At 54.5% G+C, this 20,452-nt stretch carries 16 protein-coding genes and 3 tRNA genes; 8 read left to right on the top strand and 11 right to left on the bottom strand.

The features are described from left to right. Positions 1 to 261: 261 nt before the first annotated feature. The 4 genes from AC6I8N_RS18085 to orn form a co-directional block, all read right to left on the bottom strand. Positions 262 to 337, bottom strand: a tRNA-Gly gene (locus tag AC6I8N_RS18085). Between the two features lie 25 nt (positions 338 to 362). Then, positions 363 to 438: transfer RNA gene (locus AC6I8N_RS18090), tRNA-Gly, on the bottom strand. 26 nt (positions 439 to 464) lie between these two features. Further along, a tRNA-Gly gene (locus tag AC6I8N_RS18095) sits at positions 465 to 540 on the bottom strand. A 162-nt stretch (positions 541 to 702) separates the two neighbouring features. Beyond that, a complete protein-coding gene (gene orn / locus AC6I8N_RS18100) occupies positions 703 to 1,251 on the bottom strand; it encodes an oligoribonuclease (RefSeq protein WP_021183582.1) in 549 nt (182 codons plus the stop codon). 102 nt (positions 1,252 to 1,353) lie between these two features. Here orn and rsgA point away from each other — a divergent pair, with 102 nt between their 5' ends. From rsgA to mscM, 3 genes are all read left to right on the top strand, one after another. Further along, on the top strand, positions 1,354 to 2,403 hold the full coding sequence (gene rsgA, locus AC6I8N_RS18105; RefSeq protein ID WP_021183583.1) for a small ribosomal subunit biogenesis GTPase RsgA: 1,050 nt from the start codon (positions 1,354 to 1,356) through the stop codon (positions 2,401 to 2,403). 217 nt (positions 2,404 to 2,620) lie between these two features. Continuing rightward, positions 2,621 to 3,517: an archaetidylserine decarboxylase gene (asd, locus tag AC6I8N_RS18110; RefSeq protein ID WP_021183584.1), complete on the top strand. Its 897-nt coding sequence runs from the start codon at positions 2,621 to 2,623 to the stop codon at positions 3,515 to 3,517. Between the two features lie 14 nt (positions 3,518 to 3,531). Continuing rightward, positions 3,532 to 6,873 (top strand): miniconductance mechanosensitive channel MscM, encoded by a 3,342-nt coding sequence (mscM, locus tag AC6I8N_RS18115; protein ID WP_497829649.1) that lies wholly within the window; start codon positions 3,532 to 3,534, stop codon positions 6,871 to 6,873. 35 nt (positions 6,874 to 6,908) lie between these two features. Here the strand turns inward: mscM and mdh are convergent, their stop codons facing one another. Next, complete coding sequence (gene mdh, locus AC6I8N_RS18120) at positions 6,909 to 7,844, bottom strand: malate dehydrogenase (RefSeq protein WP_021183586.1); 936 nt, start codon at positions 7,842 to 7,844, stop codon at positions 6,909 to 6,911. 429 nt (positions 7,845 to 8,273) lie between these two features. Here mdh and argR point away from each other — a divergent pair, with 429 nt between their 5' ends. The 4 genes from argR (at position 8,274) to yhcN (AC6I8N_RS18140) (ending at position 10,228) form a co-directional block, all read left to right on the top strand. After that, complete coding sequence (gene argR / locus AC6I8N_RS18125; protein WP_013510710.1) at positions 8,274 to 8,744, top strand: transcriptional regulator ArgR; 471 nt, start codon at positions 8,274 to 8,276, stop codon at positions 8,742 to 8,744. A gap of 491 nt (positions 8,745 to 9,235) precedes the next feature. Continuing rightward, entirely contained in the window at positions 9,236 to 9,499 is a 264-nt protein-coding gene (yhcN, locus tag AC6I8N_RS18130) for a peroxide/acid stress response protein YhcN (RefSeq protein ID WP_021183588.1), read from the top strand. Positions 9,500 to 9,588: 89 nt separating this feature from the next. Then, entirely contained in the window at positions 9,589 to 9,861 is a 273-nt protein-coding gene (locus AC6I8N_RS18135; RefSeq protein ID WP_013510712.1) for a YdgH/BhsA/McbA-like domain containing protein, read from the top strand. 103 nt (positions 9,862 to 9,964) lie between these two features. Further along, positions 9,965 to 10,228, top strand: a complete 264-nt coding sequence (gene yhcN, locus AC6I8N_RS18140; RefSeq protein WP_013510713.1) for a peroxide/acid stress response protein YhcN — start codon at positions 9,965 to 9,967, stop codon at positions 10,226 to 10,228. 57 nt (positions 10,229 to 10,285) lie between these two features. Here the strand turns inward: yhcN (AC6I8N_RS18140) and AC6I8N_RS18145 are convergent, their stop codons facing one another. From AC6I8N_RS18145 to aaeX, 4 genes are all read right to left on the bottom strand, one after another. Beyond that, positions 10,286 to 10,555 carry a barstar family protein gene (locus AC6I8N_RS18145; protein WP_497830713.1) on the bottom strand — a complete coding sequence of 90 codons (270 nt, stop codon included), beginning with the start codon at positions 10,553 to 10,555 and terminating at the stop codon, positions 10,286 to 10,288. A 186-nt stretch (positions 10,556 to 10,741) separates the two neighbouring features. After that, positions 10,742 to 12,694 carry a p-hydroxybenzoic acid efflux pump subunit AaeB gene (gene aaeB, locus AC6I8N_RS18150; protein WP_021183590.1) on the bottom strand — a complete coding sequence of 651 codons (1,953 nt, stop codon included), beginning with the start codon at positions 12,692 to 12,694 and terminating at the stop codon, positions 10,742 to 10,744. A 9-nt stretch (positions 12,695 to 12,703) separates the two neighbouring features. Beyond that, positions 12,704 to 13,633: a p-hydroxybenzoic acid efflux pump subunit AaeA gene (gene aaeA, locus AC6I8N_RS18155; RefSeq protein WP_021183591.1), complete on the bottom strand. Its 930-nt coding sequence runs from the start codon at positions 13,631 to 13,633 to the stop codon at positions 12,704 to 12,706. A gap of 8 nt (positions 13,634 to 13,641) precedes the next feature. Further along, entirely contained in the window at positions 13,642 to 13,845 is a 204-nt protein-coding gene (gene aaeX / locus AC6I8N_RS18160; RefSeq protein WP_013510717.1) for a p-hydroxybenzoic acid efflux pump operon protein AaeX, read from the bottom strand. A 269-nt stretch (positions 13,846 to 14,114) separates the two neighbouring features. On the opposite strand from aaeX, the gene aaeR reads away from it, so the two are divergent. Beyond that, positions 14,115 to 15,032, top strand: a complete 918-nt coding sequence (gene aaeR / locus AC6I8N_RS18165) for an HTH-type transcriptional activator AaeR (protein ID WP_036625599.1) — start codon at positions 14,115 to 14,117, stop codon at positions 15,030 to 15,032. Between the two features lie 54 nt (positions 15,033 to 15,086). On the opposite strand, the gene tldD is transcribed toward aaeR, so the two are convergent. Further along, positions 15,087 to 16,532, bottom strand: coding sequence for a metalloprotease TldD (gene tldD / locus AC6I8N_RS18170; protein ID WP_208724272.1), 1,446 nt, complete (start codon positions 16,530 to 16,532; stop codon positions 15,087 to 15,089). Positions 16,533 to 16,597: 65 nt separating this feature from the next. Beyond that, positions 16,598 to 20,413, bottom strand: a complete 3,816-nt coding sequence (yhdP, locus tag AC6I8N_RS18175; protein ID WP_497829650.1) for an AsmA2 domain-containing protein YhdP — start codon at positions 20,411 to 20,413, stop codon at positions 16,598 to 16,600. Positions 20,414 to 20,452 lie beyond the last annotated feature (39 nt).

Here is a 20,452-nt window from a genome sequence, read left to right on the forward strand (position 1 = left end):
TACATACATTAGGATATAAGCAATCGTCCAGAGCCTGTGGATAACTCTGTTCAAAACGGTTTTGCATATAGGGTAAAACGCCGTCTGAATGCACCGGGCAGATTGTGGATAACCTGCTGGCCAATCAAGGCAGCGACTGTCGTCAGTTCATCAATTTTTGACTTTGCAGCATTGCGCAAACTTTCCAGAAAACGGTTTGGCTGCCACAGTTTTAGTTTTGCTCGTGACCGAAGACAAATAACTTAAATGAATATTCAAAACTGGAGCGGGAAACGAGACTCGAACTCGCGACCCCGACCTTGGCAAGGTCGTGCTCTACCAACTGAGCTATTCCCGCGTAGGAGGTACTGCTATACAAATTTTGGAGCGGGAAACGAGACTCGAACTCGCGACCCCGACCTTGGCAAGGTCGTGCTCTACCAACTGAGCTATTCCCGCATAGGAGGTACTGCTGAACCAAATTTTGGAGCGGGAAACGAGACTCGAACTCGCGACCCCGACCTTGGCAAGGTCGTGCTCTACCAACTGAGCTATTCCCGCATCATCTTGGTTCTGGCCGCACCGAAATTCTTCATCGGTACGGGGTGCGCATTATACGAGAAATCCTTTCCATCGCAAGAGCCTGAAAGCAAAATTTTGCGCTTTCTGCGCGTTTGCCGATTAATTCAGCAACCTGCTGTTTTCCTGCGCACCCGAAGGCGATTAAAGCTGCAAAAAATGCTCGCGGTAATACGCCAGTTCCGCCACGGACTCGCGGATATCATCCAATGCCTGATGGCTGCCGCTTTTTTTGAAGCCTGGCAGGATGTCTGGCTTCCAGCGACGCGCCAACTCTTTCAGGGTACTGACATCGAGATAACGGTAGTGGAAATAAGCCTCCAGCTCCGGCATATATTTGAACAGGAAGCGACGATCCTGACCGATGCTGTTGCCACAAATCGGCGAGGTATTAGCGGGCACCCACTGTTGCAAAAATTCGATAGTCGCCAGTTCTGCGGCACGATCGTCAAACTGGCTGGCCTTCACGCGATCCACCAGACCGCTATTGGTATGGGTACGCACATTCCAGTCATCCATCAGCGCCAACTGCGCGTCGGACTGATGTACCGCCATCACCGGCCCTTCCGCCAGAATATTCAGATTGGCATCCGTAACCAGCGTAGCGATCTCAATGATGCGATCGCGTTCTGGATCCAGCCCGGTCATTTCGAGGTCGATCCAAATCAGATTATTTTCATTTCCAGCTGTCATGCATTTTCCGCCCGTTGCCAAAGTCGTCATTACACTAAATTAAGGTGTATCATAGACGTTTTGCCCAGCGGGGCGAAGCCTGGCGAAAGCGTGAGAGGATGCGTGAGCAAAAATAAACTGTCGAAGGGTCAACAACGTCGCGTAAGCGCGAACCATGAGCGTCGTCTGAAGCAACGGAGCGAAAAGCCGGAACCGGATGATAGCCTGTTTGGGGAGCCAACCGATGGCGTAGTGATCAGCCGCTTCGGCATGCACGCAGACGTTGAAGACAGCGCAGGCGAGGTACATCGCTGCAATATTCGTCGCACCATTCGATCGCTGGTTACCGGCGATCGCGTGGTCTGGCGTGCGGCCAATGAGAACGGCGGCAAAGGGATCGTCGAAGCGGTATACGATCGTACCAGCGTATTGACGCGCCCCGACTTCTACGACGGCGTCAAACCGATCGCCGCCAATATCGATCAGATCATTATCGTGTCGGCGATCCTGCCTGAGTTGTCACTTAACATCATCGATCGTTATCTGGTCGCCAGTGAAACCCTGGGGATCGAGCCGCTGCTGGTCTTGAACAAAACCGATCTGCTGGACGATGAAGCGCGTGCTTTTGTTGATGAACAGATGGCGATTTACCGCCACATTGGTTATCGCGTCCTGATGGTGTCCAGCCGCGCCAAAAACGGCCTCGATGAGCTGGAAGCCGCGTTAACCGGACGTATCAGCATCTTTGCCGGGCAGTCCGGTGTCGGTAAATCCAGCCTGCTGAATGCGCTGCTGGGCCTCGATGTCGCCGGTGATGAGATCCTGACTAACGACGTGTCGGATGTTTCAGGTCTTGGCCAGCACACCACCACCGCCGCACGCTTATACCATTTCCCGCACGGCGGCGATGTGATTGATTCGCCGGGTGTACGCGAATTTGGTTTATGGCACCTGGAGCCGGAACAAATCACCCGTGGATTTGTCGAATTCCGTGAGTTTCTTGGCAGTTGCAAGTTTCGCGACTGCAAGCACGGCAATGATCCCGGCTGTGCTATTCGTGAAGCGGTAGAGAACGGCATCATCGATGCTTCTCGCTTCGATAACTACCACCGAATTCTGGAAAGCATGGCGCAAGTAAAAACGCGTAAAAACTTTTCCGCCAGCGAAGATTAACGGTTATACCCAAAATCATTCGAACGGCAGGAAGGCGGCAAACGAGTGATTCCCAGGAGCTTACTCAGGTAAGTGACTGGGGTGAGCGAGCGCAGCCAACGCACCGGCAGTTTGAAGGATGAAGGGTATACAACGGCACATTCGCCAACTGACCGGGGCGCTGCTACAATCCGCCCCCTTTTGTATAAACGATGTGTAATAAAGCCAGGAGGCTAAGGTGTTTGATCGTTTTAAGCTCGGCCTGAATCATATTCTGCCTAAGAAAGGACTGACCGAACTTGCCGGTTGGGGTGCCAGTCGTCGTGGTGGCTGGCTGACCAAAGCGGTCATCGATATTTTTGTCTGGTACTACAAAGTGGATATGGCGGAAGCCAGCAAACCAGACACCGCCAGCTATCGCACCTTTAATGATTTCTTCGTGCGCCCGTTAAAAGAGGGGGCACGCCCGATCGATCCCGATGCCACGCTGCTGGCTCTGCCTGCCGATGGTGCCATCAGTCAGTTAGGTCGCATCGAAGGGGATCAGATTTTCCAGGCCAAAGGCCATTACTACTCGTTGCAGGCACTGCTGGCGGGTAATGATGCATTGGCGGAACAGTTCCAGGACGGTGAGTTTGTCACCACTTACCTCGCCCCGCGTGATTATCACCGGGTACATATGCCGTGTAACGGTATCCTGCGCGAAATGATTTACGTGCCAGGCGACCTTTACTCCGTCAACCCTCTGACCGCGCGTAACATTCCAAACCTGTTTGCACGTAACGAACGCGTGATTTGTGTGTTCGATACCGATCATGGTCCGATGGTACAGATTCTGGTAGGTGCAACCATCGTGGGAAGCATCGAAACCGTTTGGGCCGGTACCATCACGCCGCCACGCGAAGGGGTGATCAAACGCTGGCACTACCCGGCAGCCGATCATGATGGCGCGGTAGTGCTGCTGAAGGGCCAGGAAATGGGACGCTTCAAGCTGGGTTCCACCGTCATCAACCTGTTTGCCCCGAAGCGCGTCAAACTGGCAGAGAGCCTGGAAGCGGAGAGCAAAACCCGTCTTGGTCAGCCGCTGGCTATCGCGCTGCCGCAGCAGGGTGAAACCACCCCGCTCGCCGACTAACAGGACAACTCCCTGTGCGTGCCTTTCTTATCCTGCTGCTGAGTTTGTGGCTCAGCAGCCCTGTTTTTGCGGCCAGCGTGCCGCAAGCCAGTGACCTGAAACAGGAGCTGGATGCCGTCAAATCCGCTAAAAGCTCCCCTGCCCAAACCGAACAAATTCAGACGCTGGAAACAGCACTCAATTTCCTTGCTGAACGCGATGATTCGCTGGAGCGGGCAAAGCAATATCAGCAGGTAATTGACGACTTCCCCCGTCTGGCACGAGAACTACGCCAGCAACTCACCAGCATGACCAGTGAGAGCAGCAAAACGGTGCGCAACAATATGAGCAGCACCGAACTGGATCAGGAGATTTTGCAGGTTAGCAGTCAGTTACTGGAAGAGGGACGTCAGGCACAGCAGGAGCAGGATCGCGCACGCGAAATCAGCGATTCGCTGTCGCAGTTGCCGCAGCAGCAGACCGAGGCGCGCCGGGCCATGACGGAGAGCGACCGTCGCGTGCAGGGCGCGTCAACCGCCACCACCCCGCAGGAACAAGCCCAGATCTATGCACGTCAGGCGGAGAACGCCGCCAACAAAGCGCGTGTGGATGAACTGGAACTGGCGCAACTCTCCGCCAATAACCGTCAGGAATTGGCGCGCATGCGTGCCGAAGTGCATCAACGTCAGGCCTCACAACTGGATAATTACCTGCAAGCGCTGCGCAATCAGTTGAACAATCAGCGCCAGCGTGAGGCTGAACAGGCACTGGAACGTACCGAGCAATTGGCGGAAAACAGCGGCGATCTGCCCAGCGCCATTAGCGAACAATTCCGGGTAAACCGTGAGCTGTCTGCTGACCTTAATCAGCAGGCACAACGCATGGATTTGGTCGCCTCGCAGCAACGCCTGGCGACCAATCAGACGTTGCAAGTTCGTCAGGCACTGAGCACCCTGCGTGAGCAATCGCAATGGCTGGGCGCATCGAACCTGTTGGGCGAGGCCTTGCGCGCGCAGGTGGCGCGTCTGCCGGATATGCCCAAATCACAGCAGATCGACAACGAAATGGGCCAGTTGCGCGTACAACGGCTCCGTTATGAGGATTTGCTGGAGCGTCAGCAGGCATTACGCAAAGAGAAGCAGGATGATGGCACGCCTTTCACCAGTGAACAGAGCCGCATTCTGGAAGCCCAGCTGAAAACTCAGCGCGAGTTGCTTAACTCTTTAATTTCCGGCTGCGATACGCTGATTCTGGAAATCACCAAACTCAAAGTTTCCAATACCCAGCTACAGGATGCACTGACGGAAGTGCGCGATGCCACCCATCGTTATCTGTTCTGGACCGCTGATGTCAGTGCGGTTGACCTGAGCTTTCCAGTGGATACCGCACAAGCCCTGGCACGGCTGTTATCGCTTGATACGCTGGGCCAGTTAGGCAAAGCACTGGCGATGATGTTTACCAGCAAGGAAACGGTGCTACCGATTCTGGGAGCCGTGCTTCTGGTTGGGTTCAGCATCAGTTCACGCCGCCACTATCATGCTTTTCTGGCACGAGCCGCCAGCAAAGTGGGCAAGGTGACACAGGATCACTTCGGCCTGACAATGCGCACGGTGTTCTGGTCGATTCTGGTCGCCGTGCCGATTCCGGTGTTATGGGCGGCCCTCGGTTATGGTTTGCAGGAAGCCTGGCCCTACCCGATAGCGGTGGCAATTGGCGATGGCATCACCGCCACGCTGCCTCTGCTGTGGGCGTTTATGATCAGCGCCTCTTTTGCCCGCCCCAATGGCCTGTTTGTCGTGCATTTCCGCTGGCCTCAGGCGCGTGTGGCACGCGCAATGCGTTATTACTCGCTTACCGTTGGCCTGATTGTGCCGTTGATCATGCTGTTGATCGCTTTTGCCAACCTGGAAGATCGTGAGTTCTCCTCGACGCTTGGCAGGCTGTGCTTCATCCTGATTTGCGGTGCATTAAGCATCGTGACCGTCAGCCTGAAGCGCGCCGGCATCCCGTTGTACCTGGATAAAGAAGGCAACGGCGATAACTTTATCAACCGCATTTTGTGGAACCTGATGATCGCCATTCCACTGGTTGCGGCCCTCGCCTCCTGCATTGGCTATCTGGCGACTGCACAGGCACTGCTGGCACGCCTGGAAACTTCCGTCGGCATCTGGTTCTTCCTGCTGGTGATTTACCATATTGTTCGCCGCTGGATGTTAATCCAACGCCGCCGTATCGCCTTTGACCGCGCCCGCCAGCGTCGTGCAGAGATGCTGGCCAACCGTGCGCGCAGTGAAGAGGATAAAGAGCAGCCTGCCACCAGCATTGAGGGCGTGGGAGTGGAAGCGGATGAACCCATCATCGATCTGGATGCTATCAGCGCCCAGTCGCTGCGCCTGGTTCGTTCGATTCTGACCCTGATTGCCCTGGTGTCGGTGATTGTGTTGTGGTCGGAGATTCACTCGGCGTTCGGTTTCCTCGAAAATATCCGCCTGTGGGATGTCAGCACCACGGTGCAGGGGGTGGAAAGCATCCAGCCAATTACCCTCGGTTCGATTCTGATCGCCATTCTGGTGCTGATTATTACCACCCAGTTGGTGCGCAATATGCCTGCGCTGCTGGAGCTGGCGCTGTTGCAGCACCTGAGCCTGACGCCTGGCACCGGCTACGCCATCACCACGGTGACCAAATATATCCTGATGCTGATTGGCGGGCTGATTGGCTTCTCGATGATTGGCATTGAATGGGCGAAGCTGCAATGGCTGGTCGCCGCGCTGGGTGTTGGTCTGGGCTTCGGTTTACAGGAGATTTTCGCCAACTTTATTTCTGGCCTGATTATCCTGTTCGAGAAGCCGATTCGTATCGGCGATACCGTCACCATCCGCGATCTCACCGGGAGTATCACCCGCATCAATACCCGTGCGACCACCATCACCGACTGGGATCGCAAAGAGATTATCGTGCCGAATAAGGCGTTTATTACCGAGCAGTTCGTTAACTGGTCGCTTTCCGATTCGGTGACGCGTGTGGTGCTGACTATCCCGGCACCGGCTGGGGTTAATAGCGACGAAGTGACCTTGATCCTGAAACAAGCGGCCGAACGCTGTACCTACGTACTGGATACGCCGCCCCCGGACGTGTTCCTTGTCGATCTGCAACAAGGTATCCAGTTGTTTGAACTGCGAGTCTACGCCGCCGAAATGGGCCACCGCATGCCGCTACGCCATGAACTGCATCAGCTGATTTTGCATGGTTTTGCCGAGCACGGTATCGAAATGCCCTTCCCGCCTTTCCAGGTTCGTATGGAAACCCTGGGCAAGAAAAGCCCGGCCAGCAATGGCACACCGGCGGCACGGAATTATAAGTCGGGTGGGTTGTAAAAATGAGGTGCGCAGTGGATGCGCACCTGGTCAGTTTATTTCACAAACTCTTCGCCCTGAGCGATATCTTTCTTCAGCGTATCCAGCATGCCGGTTAACGCCTGTTGCTCAAAGGCGCTGAGCGGTCCGAGTGGACGGCGCTCCACGATACCGGTTTTGCCCAACAACAGTGGCTGCGAGAAGAAACGCGCGTATTCGCCATCCCCTTCCACATAAGCACATTCGACCACGTTCGCTTCCCCTTGCATGGCGCGTACCAGCGACAGACCGAAACGTGCCGCAGCCTGACCCATTGACAGGGTCGCTGAGCCGCCACCGGCTTTGGCTTCCACCACTTCCGTACCGGCGTTTTGGATACGTTTGGTGAGATCCAACACTTCCTGCTCACTAAAGCTAACGCCTTTGACCTGCGACAGCAGCGGCAGAATAGTGACGCCAGAATGCCCCCCGACCACGGGTACGTCGATCTCGCCGGGTTGCTTGCCTTTTAACGCCGCAACAAAGGTGTTGCCGCGGATAATATCCAGTGTAGTTACGCCAAACAGCCGGTTTTTGTCATACACACCCGCTTTCTTCAGCACCTCTGCCGCAATCGCCACCGTGGTGTTAACCGGGTTAGTGATCACGCCAATCAAGGCCTTGGGTGCGGTGCTTGCCACCTGCTCAATCAGGTTACGAACAATGCCTGCGTTAACGTTAAAGAGGTCGGCGCGGTCCATGCCGGGTTTACGTGCCACTCCGGCGGAAATCAGCACCACATCGGCTCCCTTCAGTGCGGGTGTGGCATCTTCACCACTAAAACCCTCAACTTTCACTGCGGTAGGAATATGGCTGAGATCCACAGCCACACCCGGCGTAACCGGGGCGATGTCATAAAGCGAAAGGGCTGAACCTGCGGGTAATTGGGTCTTAAGCAACAGTGCTAGCGCCTGGCCAATACCACCAGCGGCACCGAGAACGGCAACTTTCATCCTGGACTCCTTATTAAGGTGGGGCAGAGATCTGCCGGGTTTCCATCGGGTTACGAGTTTAATCAACTTCTCAGGCGATAGCGACAATACCCGTCGCGCTATTAACACTGACGCCGCAATACGGCTCCCGAGACATCCACACTTCAGAAGTCGCCTGAATGATCATAGGTCGCAGCCAGAAGACAGGGGTCGGCAATGATCAGTCATTTTGTTGTTACCACTTCAATAATATAACAACATTGCAACCTTCGCTTTTGCGCGCCACGCCGCGATTTTGGCGTAGCGGTAAATCTCTGTTATGATCGCCGCCCTCGCAGGTTATCCCGGCGAACCCCTCACCTGTTTATTGCATAAAAATTCATTTAAATGCATAATCATTTATCTGCATGGGCTTGTTGCCCAACGCATCCCTCTTTTTATTGGTAACCTATGCGAAACCCATCTAAACAAGACGACCTGGTTAAGGCGTTCAAAGCCCTCTTGAAAGAAGAGAAATTCAGCTCTCAGGGTGAAATTGTGCAGGCGTTACAGGAAGACGGCTTCGAGAACATCAATCAGTCAAAAGTTTCTCGTATGCTTACTAAGTTTGGCGCGGTGCGCACGCGCAACGCAAAAATGGAGATGGTTTACTGCCTGCCAGCCGAACTGGGTGTGCCGACCACGACCAGCCCGCTGAAAAATTTAGTGCTGGATATCGACTACAACGATGCTCTGGTGGTGATTCACACCAGCCCCGGCGCAGCACAGCTCATCGCCCGTTTGCTGGATTCGCTGGGTAAAGCCGAAGGCATTCTCGGCACCATCGCCGGTGATGACACTATCTTTATTACCCCCGCGCGTGCTTTTACCGTGAAGCAGCTCCATGACGCTGTGTTGATGTTATTCGAACAAGAGCTATAAAACCCTGCCCGCTACCGGCAGATTACCTGCCGGTAACAACTCGGCCATTCCCTTTACCCGCCGTCACGCTTGAAGAGAAATCCTCAAGAAACAATACATTAAGCATATTCTCGTCCGTTCTCACGCCCGACAATAATTGGTAGGACCTTTTATCCTGCTTAACCTTTAGCGCTATTTTACACTGCTTTACACAACAGCATCAGCTATATACCCCACTCGCAGCGTATCAGCCAGATGGATCAACCATAATATTTCGCACAGAAAGATAAAATGACATAGGTCATTGTTTTTACATGTAATTAACAGGTGTTGTGCAGAAACCAGGCGGTTTTTATAACACTCAGTTATTAAAAGTTGTCATAAGGACAAAGAATAACAACCAAACATTATTAGCAGAATATTAATTTCATGAGTGATTAGATCTATACTTCTTTTCGTGATGCAAATCACACCAAACAAAAAGAGAAAAAACAGAAGACGAGGAAATAATCATGAAAGTTAAAACTACTATCGCAACCATGAGCATTCTATCTGCCCTGTCATTTGGCGCTTTCGCCGCAGATTCTATTAATGCTGATCAGGCAATGAATCTGCAACCGGCCGGCACCATCAGTGTCAGCGGCACGGCTGGTTCGCCGATGGATATCCATCAGCAACTGAGCGAAAAAGCAGACCAGCAAGGTGCTAAAGCTTATCGCGTGATCGAAGCGCGTAATGACAACACCTACCACGCGACTGCTGAACTTTATAAATAAGTTCGCCGAAACAAGACACAATGTGAAAGGCAACCCATTTGAGACGCGATTGCGCTCAGGTTGCTGACCCAAATTCAGGAGAGTGAATCATGAAAACTAAATTATCTATCGCAGTGCTAAGCCTGGCTTCCGTTCTTTCTTTCGGTGCCAGCGCAGCAAGTCTGATTACCAATGAGCAGGCAGACACCATGAATCTGCAACCGCTGAACCAAACCATCAGCGTGAGTGGCCGTGATGGCGACCAGAACAACATCCGTCAGGAACTTTCTGCCAAAGCCGATGCTCAGGGTGCCAGCCACTATCGCATCATTGAAAACAATCAGAATGACACCTACCACGTCACTGCTGAACTGTACAAATAATCGATAAATGATTATCCGGCGCCCAAACGGCGCCTGGATATGAATCGACGACCCGCTACCCACTTACCACCGCAGGTTGTTGATTGTAATGAGGAGACGAACAATGAAAATCAAAGCAACCATCGCAACCGCTAGCCTGCTCTCACTGTTGACCTTCGGTGCCTCTGCGGCACAACTGGTCACGGCGGAACAGGCTCAGAATATGCAGCCTGCGGGGACAGTGACCATCAGTGGTACTGCCGGTGCACCAATGGATTATCGTGCTCAGCTGTCGCAAAAAGCCGATGAACAGGGTGCCAGCGCCTATAAAGTGATTGAAGCCCGCACCGGCGACAACTATCACATCACTGCTGAACTGTATAAGTAATTCCTCGTCAACTGCTTGACGAACCCTTTGGCCCCGCTCGCCGGGGCCCTTTTTGCGTTACTTCACATTAAAGCGGAGCTGGCCATCCAGCTCCTCTTCTGCTTCATCAAACAGCAAAATTAACGCCCCATAGCGACGCTTCTGTCCTGATCCTAAGTGAATAAACTCAATCTCCAGCGGTAACGGCAGTTGCTCGCCTGTCACCACTTCCCAGAGATCGTCCAAATCAGTAATCGCCAGATCCACCAGCGCAAAACGGTCACTGAACTGGCGGAAGAAGTGCGCCTGATCGACGATTTCATCGAAATCAAAACGTTCGATTCTCATCATGACGACTCTCTTTTCTGTACCACTGCCCATTAAACCGGGTAGCCTGCGTTGATATGTTTGTGTTGCTGCGGGGGTGTGGATGCCCTCCTTCCCCCTGACAGTTTGCATCCCGTCAGGAAAGTATAGATGGCATTACCGGTGGGTTTTGTGAGAGTGAGCCACCGCATCACGCGGTGGCTGGTTTCAGATTTGAATCAATGTGTTCTGATACTTACTCAACATGCTGGCTAAACGTTTTACCGGCTCCGTTACGCTGCTCGGTGCCGCGTAGTGCTGGAGTTTCTCCTGATAGACATCCAGCTCGCGTAACAACTGCTCAAAATAGACACGTCGTTTATCATCGCTACGCGTCGAGATCACCTGGTCAGCAGTGGATCGCAGCTGGCGGTGATAGGCGGAGAGATCTGCATTGATCGGCACCTCGGCATTGCGTAAGCGTTGATGGCCGATAATCAGCGTCAGCGCGATACGGTATTTATTGATATCGCCGGGGAACAGATTGAGCAGCAGAAACAGTTGCTGATACAGCGCCGGTAAGTGATTCTCGCGACGACGTGCCTGATTGGTGGTCATCGCCGCCACCGCCGCATACATAAAGCGATTCAGCAACTTACGTCCGGTACGCGCCTTAGATTTGTCACGAATCAGCAGAATCACCATCATCGCCACAAAACATCCAATCACCTGGCCCAACACGTTGTCGAGAAACACGTTGAACTCGAACTTCATCGGGTTATCCAGTACCAGCACGTTGATGGTACCAATCAGGGCACCTAACGTTCCCAGTTGGCGACGCTGGACAAAGATGCCGCCAATAAAGCCCAGCAGGCCAATCGCGATGCAAAGCAGCAGCATACTTTGCTGGGTTGCAGGCAGGACGTAGATAAAGTAGAGCGCACCCAGCGGCACTGCGACCGTCATACCGTAGAGGAAGTCTTTTGCCATCATCAATGGATTAGGGGTACGCATCGCCAGTGCGGTGATTACCGCCAGCATCACCATACAGCCACTGCCAGAGGTCCAACCGGTGTACAACCAGAAAAGTGAGCCAATCGCCGTCGCCGCAAACGTACGTACGCCGTTAATCATCGCATGGTGGGTTTCGGCAGAACGCGCCTGAATCACCACTTCACGTTGCAGAATACCGTCTTCCAGCGTGGTGATGCGGCTGTTGCTCCTGACGCCGTTAATCAACAACAAGTATTCGGTTGCTGCTCCCACCCAGCTGGCTAAGGTCAGCGGTGTGGATTTGCTGCTGACGCCAATTACCCGGCGCATGATTTTCATGCGCTTGTGCACGTCATCAACGCTTTTGACCTCTTTCTCGATCAGCAATCGATACTGCGGCGGAATGTAATCCGGGCGGGAATTCTGGATCAGGAAGGTTTCAGCAGCCTGCGTAATCAAGGTCAGGGATAAAGTATTCAGCATTTGCAGACGACGGCTGCTGTTTTTCCAACGCGAGGATTCCATCATCAACTGGCTGCGCATGGTGTTCAGCGCCGTGGTGCGGCGCACCAGCGCGCTCCAGGCTTTGTCGACTTCTTCTTTATCGCCGTGCGCGACACAGAGTTGCAGCAGTTTGTAGTGCGCCACCAGCAGCGAATCCACTTCCTGGTCGATCACTTTTTTAATCGAACGGGGCGAGAAGATCATATCCGCCAGAATGGCACACAAAATACCCAGCACGATTTCGCTACAACGCTCAACCGCAAACTGCGGAGCCAGCGTCAGCCCACCACTGGCATCGGCGGTGACGACGATAATCAGCGCGGTGTAGCCTGCCAGACCCAGAGCGTAGGAATTTTCGACTTTGATCAGCGAGGAGAGCCAGACGCAGAAGCCGGCCCACAGGCAACATAACAGCAGCATCACTACCGGGGCACGCACCGTGGCGATCATGATGGTCAGAGCCGCCGCGCTACCAATAAAGGTCCCGATAATACGCAGGATGCCGCGATAGCGCAGCGCGCCGGAGTAGGGATCTCCTCCGGCGACAAAGGCGGTGCCACCCGCCACTATCCCGGCGGTCATCACCGCCCAGCGCGGCGTTTCCAGATTGAAGTGAAAGCCGATAATCAGCGCCGCTACCAGCGCAAATGTCAGCTTCACCGGGAAACGCAGGAACTCAATCATATCGCCCTCTTAACCAAACTCACGCAGGCGATTAAACAATTTGCTCATCGGTGAGGCTTGCGTCTTACGATCCTTCTCACCAGTAATCACCACGGTAGCGGTGGTGCCAGCCGGGAAGCGATTGCCAGGCTGATCGTCGAGATGAATACGCACCGGTACACGCTGCGCCAGACGCACCCACTCCAGATTGGAATCAACAGTGGCCATGCCTTTGCTGTCATTGGTGCTGCTGCTGTCGGTAACACCGGCTGCGATGCTGTCGACGGTGCCACGCAGCACGGTATTGCTACCCAGCGGGGTGATTTCCGCACGGAAGCCCGGGCGTACGCCATCCAGCTTGGTTTCTTCCATATAGGCCAGCACGTAGAACGTATGCTGCTGCACCAGAGCCACCGCCACTGAACCACGGGTAATAAACTCGCCTTCATAGACGTTAAGGTTGGTCACCCAACCGTCAGACGGTGCCTTGATGGTGGTACGATCCAGGTCGATGGCCGCCAGATCGCGCGTCGCAATAGCTTTTGCCAGCTGATGCTCGGTGGTGGTCAGATCGTTGTTGGCCTGGTCAATGGCTTCACGCGACATCGCGCTGGTGCCGAGTTGGTTACGGCGCGCCGCTTCACGACGTTTTTCGTTGGCGACAGCCTGGTAATACTCGACATCGGCCTGTGCTTCATCCAGCGCCTTCTGGTAACGGGGGCGGTCAACCACAAACAGGGTATCGCCCTTCTTCACCAGTTGGTTATCACGGACCGGCACCTCGGTGATCAAGCCGGTCACATCCGGAGAGATCGCCACGACATCGGCAGAGAATTTAGCATCACGCGTCCACGGGGATTCGGTGTAGAACACCCATGCGCGGAAGATGATCACGATAGCGACGACAACCAGCAGGAGAGTAATCGCGTAGCGCGCGATTTTTCTTATTAGCGCTTTCACTTAAAACCTCAGACGAATAAACGGGATACAAGGTAAAACACACAGCAATAAAGCGCTGTGTTAAAAAGTGCCGGATGCCAAACCAGATCGTACAATCCGCTGGGCGTCAGCACGCGTTTCACCAGCCAGAACAGCGCCAGCGAAACTATGAGTTCAATGAAGATGGGCGGGAAAGACAGCCCAAATACGACAAATACCGGAAGCACACTCATTTCGGTTCCTTAGTTCGACCTTGCCGGATTGCACCGATACCTGCCCGCATGCCACATGGCACAAGGGGTTGATGATAATGGGATGACGGGTAGACTGATGGCAACATTCAGGCCGTTTGAGCTAATCATAGCGTATCATCTGACAAACACAGGCAGATTCACTGCCGTGTTAAGGTGCGGTGAAATGACCCAGCGTGCGTATAGTAACGCGCTTGACTATACGTTATCTACATATTGTGAGCTAAATCACTTTTTAGCCAGAGTAAACAATGGAACGACTTAAAGGCATGTCCATCTTCGCCAAAGTGGTTGAATTAGGATCCTTCACCGCCGCGGCACGTCAGCTTCATCTTAGCGTTTCGTCGATTAGCCAGATAGTCGCGAAACTGGAAGATGAGCTCCAGGTCAAGCTGCTGAATCGCAGCACCCGAAGCATTGGCCTGACCGAAGCGGGCAGAATTTATTATCAGGGCTGCCGCCGCATGCTGGCAGAGGCGATGCAGGTCCACGAACAACTGTATGCCTTCAACAACACGCCCATTGGTATTTTACGTATCGGCAGCTCGTCGACAATGGCGCAAAATGTCCTCGCTGATATGACCAGCGATATGTTACGCGAATATCCGGGTTTGAGCGTCAATTTAGTCACCGGCATTCCGGCACCGGATTTGATTGCTAACGGGCTGGATCTGGTGATCCGCGTCGGTGAGTTGCAGGATTCCAATCTGTTCTCGCGTCGCCTGGGCGCGATGCCGATGGTGGTATGCGCAGCCAAAAGCTATCTGGCACAGCACGGCACGCCGGAAAAGCCTGGCGAGATCGATAATTTTTCGTGGCTGGAATATAGCGTGCGCCCGGACAACACCTTTGAGTTGATTGCACCGGAAGGGCTGGTCACGCGTCTGACACCGCAGGGACGTTTCGTGACCAATGATTCGCTAACGCTGATCCGTTGGCTGAAAGCCGGGTGCGGTATCGCCTATGTCCCACTGATGTGGGTGATAAACGAGATCAACACCGGTGAGATCGATATCCTGTTTTCACAGTATCAGTCGGCCCCCAGACCGGTTTATGCGCTGTACACCGAAAAAGATAAGCTACCGCTGAAAGTGCAGGTGTGTATCGACTATCTGACCGAGTATTTCAAACGGGTAGCGCGCCAGTATCAGCAGCACCGTAAAAACTGAGCATAAGTACTGTCGCGGCGCGATTTATCGCGCCGCTACGGTTCAGTGCTTGAATCAGGCGGTTCCGCCGACCGTGAGTTTATCCAGCTTCAGTGTCGGCTGCCCCACACCCACTGGCACGCTCTGGCCTTCTTTACCACAGACGCCAACGCCTTTATCCAATGCCAGGTCGTTACCCACCATGGAAATCTGCTGCATGGCTTCGATACCGGAGCCAATCAGCGTGGCACCTTTTACCGGTTTGGTCACTTTACCGTTCTCAATCAGATAGGCTTCCGATGTTGAGAACACAAACTTACCGGAGGTGATATCCACCTGGCCGCCACCAAAGTTCGGCGCGTACAGGCCATATTCTACACTTGCGATAATGTCCTGCGGCGTGGATTTCCCCGCCAGCATATAGGTGTTGGTCATACGCGGCATCGGCAGGTGCGCATAAGATTCACGACGGCCATTGCCGGTAGGGTTGACGCCCATAAGACGCGCATTGAGCTTGTCCTGCATGTAACCCTTCAGCACACCGTTTTCAATCAACACGTTGTACTGTCCCGGTACGCCTTCATCGTCCACCGCCAGCGAACCACGCAGACCCTCGATGGTGCCATCATCGACCACGGTACAAAGTTCAGACGCCACCAACTGGCCCATTTTGCCGCTGAACACCGAGGTGGCACGACGGTTAAAGTCGCCTTCAAGACCGTGTCCAACCGCTTCGTGCAGTAGCACGCCCGGCCAGCCAGCGCCCAGTACCACCGGCAGCGTCCCTGCCGGAGCAGCAACCGCCGAGAGGTTCACCAGCGCCATCCGCACCGCCTCACGCGCCCAGGCATCTGCACGCACATCACCGCTTTCATCGGCGAGGAAGAATTCATAACCGGTACGCGCGCCGCCGCCGCTGGAGCCGCGTTCACGTTTACCCTGATCTTCCACCTGAACGCTGATCGACAGACGAACCAACGGACGCACATCAGCGGCCAGCGTGCCATCGGTCGCTGCCACCAGCACCTGCTCATAAACCCCGGTCAAGCTGGCATTCACTTCCTGGACACGAGGATCAGCGGCACGCGCCACTTTATCCACGCGATGCAACAGGGCGATTTTGTCTTCACGCGTCAGACTATCCAGCGGATTGACCGGTGCGTACAGCGAGCGGTTGATCACAGCCGAAAGGGTATGGGCTTTGCCATTGCCCTGTTCGCGTACGATGCTGCGTGCAGCTTCAGCCGACTGACGCAAAGCATTCAGGGTGATCTGGTCAGCATAGGCGAAACCGGTTTTCTCACCGCTGACCGCGCGAACGCCGACGCCCTGATCGATATGATACGAGCCGTCTTTAATGATTTTGTCTTCCAGCACCCAGGATTCGTGGAAACTGGACTGAAAATAGAGATCGGCATAGTCCAGACGACGTTCTGAAAGCTGCCCTAACAGGGAAAAAAGGTCCTGCTGATTAATGCTGTTCGCAGTTAGCAACTGCTCACTTACCAGATTCAGAGTCATCGTTTCTCACTCATTTTACGCTCAGATATTTCATAGCCTGCGGCAATTCCCCGACGGCGTCAAATTCACTTCTTGTCGTTTTCGCGCGGTTTGCGTAGCACTTCATTGATTTCCGGCTTATCCAGAGGGCCGCTGATGTGGTAACGCAATAGCGAAATTTTACTCCACAGTGGTCCCAGCACTTTACTGGCGGCAAATACCGCCGCGCCGACCACCGGGTTGATCACAAACGCGGTTGCGACGCCCACGGAGGCAGAGATCTCAGGTGCCACCACCGCTTCCATATCAATCTCGCGTTTCACCAGGTCCACTTTACCCTGCATGGCGATATCCGCTTCAAGACCATCCACCAACAAGTTATCGGTATGCATCACGCCATTTTCAATCCATGCGGTGCCGTTGATCGAGTCAAAAAAGAAGCCCTGACTGAAGGTATCGCTGAAATCAAAACGCAACTTACGCAGTAACGCATCAAAACTCATCAAACGCAGCAACTGTCCGGCACGGCCGGTATTCACATCGGCGATTTGGCCTTTACCAAAATGGGATTTCAGCGTGCCACTCAGCGTCGGCTCTGAAGGTTGCCACGGCGCAGAACGCCAGTGCAAATCGTAGTCGACTTTAAACGGCGCATCACGCAGCGGGGTGTTCACGCCAAACCAGTTGGTGGCATCGTTAATGTTTTTGCCACTCAGCGTCCCTTTCAGAGAAGTACGCTGCTCACCCGGTTTATTCACCCACTCACCATTGATACTCAGCTTCGAGCTACCGGTGTCCACCGAACCGTTAGTAAGTGCTAACGTATCGCCACGCGGTTGCAGCAGCGCCTGCATATGGCCAAATTTCTGCCCGCGCAGCCAGCACTCCTGGCAGCGCAATTGCAGAGCTGGCCAGCCGGAGAAGTTAATCGTGGTGTTGTCACTGAAAGGTGATGATGTTTCACCCTCTTTTCCTGCCCATTCCGGATTGTAATAGAGGTAACTCAGCGCCAGTTGCCACGGAGCATTTTGCGCAGTCGCCAGACTACCGCGTGCTTCGCGGCTATCCAACTGTACCTGAGTGTTACCGGTCGGCCCCTGAGTCACCGTCGCATTGACATCATGCCACTGCTGGCCCGCCAGGGTCAGCGCCGGTGTATGCAACGTAACATCACCCGGCAGCAACGCACCACCGACACTGGTTTCCCCCTGCGCATTGCGCGAACCACCCGTGCCTGCCAGCAATCCCATCCAGGCTTCACCGTTAATTTCCGGCAAATTCAGCACCATACCGCGATTTTCCGGCAGCTTCGGCGTGGTTTTTGTATCGTTGAGCCAGATACCACGATCGACCCGCAATTGAGGTTCCAGCAGCCAGCGGCTGTTAAAGCGATGATTTCCCAGCACGCTACCACTCAGTTCGAATCCGTTGAGATTACCATTGGCGGAGATTGTCACCGGCATCGCCGCTCCCGCTTTCTTATCCAGCGGAGCAGGTAAGTGACTGCTTACATCTTTGCCATCACCACTCAGATCAACCTTGTAGCTGGCCCCACCTTTATGCGGCAGAGTGATGTCGACATTCCCCTGCCACGCCAGGTTGCCGCTTAATTGGCTGGTGACTGTCGCGGGCAGCATCTTCAGCTTCGCCAACTGCCAGTCGCCCAGCAGCTTAACGTTGACGCCAAAGTTGTCCGGGTTCTCCTGGGTACTGAAGCTGACGCCCACCGGCTGCCCGAACCAGTTCGCCTGCATCTCCTCGCTTTCCAGGTTGCCATTGTTATAACGGAAGCGCCCGGTCAGGTTGTTCAGCGTGGTATTCAACGGTTTGATGTGCAGGCTGTTATTGTTCATCACCACATTACCGCTGGCATGAACCAGCTCGCCATCCAGCGGGATGTCGAGATTGAGATGGCCGCGGGTGTTGCCTTTAATCTGCAATTGTTGCAGGGCGGCCCCCAGCGTGGGTTTGAGCGGCGTTTGCTCGAAATAATCGGCAATCTGCTTGCCCTCACCACTCAGATCGCCGTCAATAATCAGCTTCTCTTTCAGGTAATCCGGGATGATCGCGCTGATATTGCGGGCGTCCACCTCTCCCAGTTTCGCCTGTTCGGCCTTCATCCACAGGCCGTCATTGACGAAGTCGAGGTCAATGTCGAGATTATTGATTGCCGGCCAGCCGGGCTGGAATTGATAGGTAGCCTGACGTAATGGCACCCATACTTCAAACATGCCGTCGTTATGCTTAAACGGGAAGAGTGTCGGATCGCCGGCAAACAGCAAGGTGGCGTTATCCACCTGACCGCCTTTAATGGCATCGCTGAGATAGTGGGTCAGGCCGTGGCCCATCAGCGGTTCCGGGAAATAACGCCAGGCATCACCGGCATCGGTAACACGAATACCCGCCAGGATATCGAGACGCGGGGCTTTGCCGAGATTTTGCTGGTAAAGAAAATCCCCGCGCGCCCATAGCGAACGCGCCTTCACGTCCAGTTGATGGCCATCCAGTGTCAGGCCATTGTCATCATGTCGCCAGTTAAGCTTGCCGGTAACCTGCTGAATTTGTAGCGGAGCCTGGAACATGTCGCCGTAGGGCACTTCTGCCTGCCCCATCGCTACATCCAGCATGCCATTACTCAGGCTACCGCTGGCGCTGCCGCTCAGATTGCTGATGCCCGGTAACAGCTCCCAGTGCTGCCAGCTTAAATCTCGCCATTTGGCCTGAAGGCGGGTTTGCTCCGGCTGCTGCAACGGAATATCCAGCGCCAGCGCTTCAATCTGACCCTGCGGCTGTAGCGCCCGCCAGTTATCAAACATCGCCGGAGAGAGAGGCTGGAACAGCGGCACCAGCGGTGCCAGACGTTGCAGATCCAGTTGGGTGGCACGCACGCGGATTTCCGGCGCGTTATTCGCCCCAAGCAACTGTTTATCTTCCGGTCTCCACAGCAGCGAGAAATGTCCCGGTGCCCAGGCGACACCATCGGTGCTGAGACGGGTTTGTGGCACGGACAGCATCCAGCCATTCTGGAAGCGCGACAGATGGGCCGTTAAGCCGTCCACCTGCAACTGATGATCGCCCTGCTCGCCACGCCAGCGCGCCCCGCCCTGACGTAACAGCAAATCGCCAGCATAGACATCGCCATCACGCAGGTTGACCCACGCGGCAAGGCTGAAACGTGCACTTTCGAGGCTGGTGTTATCACGCAGCCAGCGACCAATCCACGGGCGCACATCCACGTCATCCGCCTGCATCCAGATACGCCCGGTATCCAGCAAGCCATTATTATCGCTGAGGTCAAGACGTACCTGTACCACGCCATGCTGCCCGGTAAAACTGGACAGGCTCACTTCCCCTTCCGCACGGTGGCGCGTTTTTTCGTTCAACCAGGTCAGGCGAGGGATCGCCAGCTCGGCGTGTTGTCCGGAGGGCGTGAGAAAACGGATACTGCTGTCACGCAGGTCGAAGTGGTCAAACTGCCGCAGGAAAAGTTCGTTGATTTGCGTGGGTTTGAAGCTGTTTTTCTGTTCATCGCTGGTCAGGAGTTGGCGATTGAGTTCAAGGCGCATCTGCCAGAAGGTGAGATCACGAAACTGCCAGCGCCCCTGAAGCAACGACTGCCAGATATTCAGCGCCAGGTTGACCCTACCAATATGCATTTGCCCCTGATCTTTCAGGGCAATGTGCAGATCGCGGATCTGTAACGTGGGGCCGAAGTTTTCCCAGCGGCCCTGCAACTCACTGGCCTGTACCGGCACGCCAGTGACGCGCGATACAGCTTGCAAAATGTCGCTGCGGTAGCTGTTGAGATGCGGCATGACGAGGCGCAGCCCGCTGACCAGCAGCGCCACAATAACGATGATTGTGGCGAGCAGCAGTAACAAAATCCTCGGCAACCGCCTCACACACCTCTCCTTGTCTTCCGCCGGATTACGGATCGATAC

The sequence above is a fragment of the Pantoea sp. X-Soil-TKNS-1279 genome (genome assembly GCF_059730565.1).

Bases quoted from the DNA above. Each gene is read 5' to 3' on its own strand.
- orn (WP_021183582.1), bottom strand. From the start codon at position 1,251: ATGACAGCTGGAAATGAAAATAATCTGATTTGGATCGACCTCGAAATG.
- tldD (WP_208724272.1), bottom strand. From the start codon at position 16,532: ATGACTCTGAATCTGGTAAGTGAGCAGTTGCTAACTGCGAACAGCATT.
- mdh (WP_021183586.1), bottom strand. From the start codon at position 7,844: ATGAAAGTTGCCGTTCTCGGTGCCGCTGGTGGTATTGGCCAGGCGCTA.
- AC6I8N_RS18135 (WP_013510712.1), top strand. From the start codon at position 9,589: ATGAAAACTAAATTATCTATCGCAGTGCTAAGCCTGGCTTCCGTTCTT.
- AC6I8N_RS18145 (WP_497830713.1), bottom strand. From the start codon at position 10,555: ATGAGAATCGAACGTTTTGATTTCGATGAAATCGTCGATCAGGCGCAC.
- yhcN (WP_021183588.1), top strand. From the start codon at position 9,236: ATGAAAGTTAAAACTACTATCGCAACCATGAGCATTCTATCTGCCCTG.
- aaeR (WP_036625599.1), top strand. From the start codon at position 14,115: ATGGAACGACTTAAAGGCATGTCCATCTTCGCCAAAGTGGTTGAATTA.
- aaeB (WP_021183590.1), bottom strand. From the start codon at position 12,694: ATGATTGAGTTCCTGCGTTTCCCGGTGAAGCTGACATTTGCGCTGGTA.
- aaeX (WP_013510717.1), bottom strand. From the start codon at position 13,845: ATGAGTGTGCTTCCGGTATTTGTCGTATTTGGGCTGTCTTTCCCGCCC.
- argR (WP_013510710.1), top strand. From the start codon at position 8,274: ATGCGAAACCCATCTAAACAAGACGACCTGGTTAAGGCGTTCAAAGCC.
- yhcN (WP_013510713.1), top strand. From the start codon at position 9,965: ATGAAAATCAAAGCAACCATCGCAACCGCTAGCCTGCTCTCACTGTTG.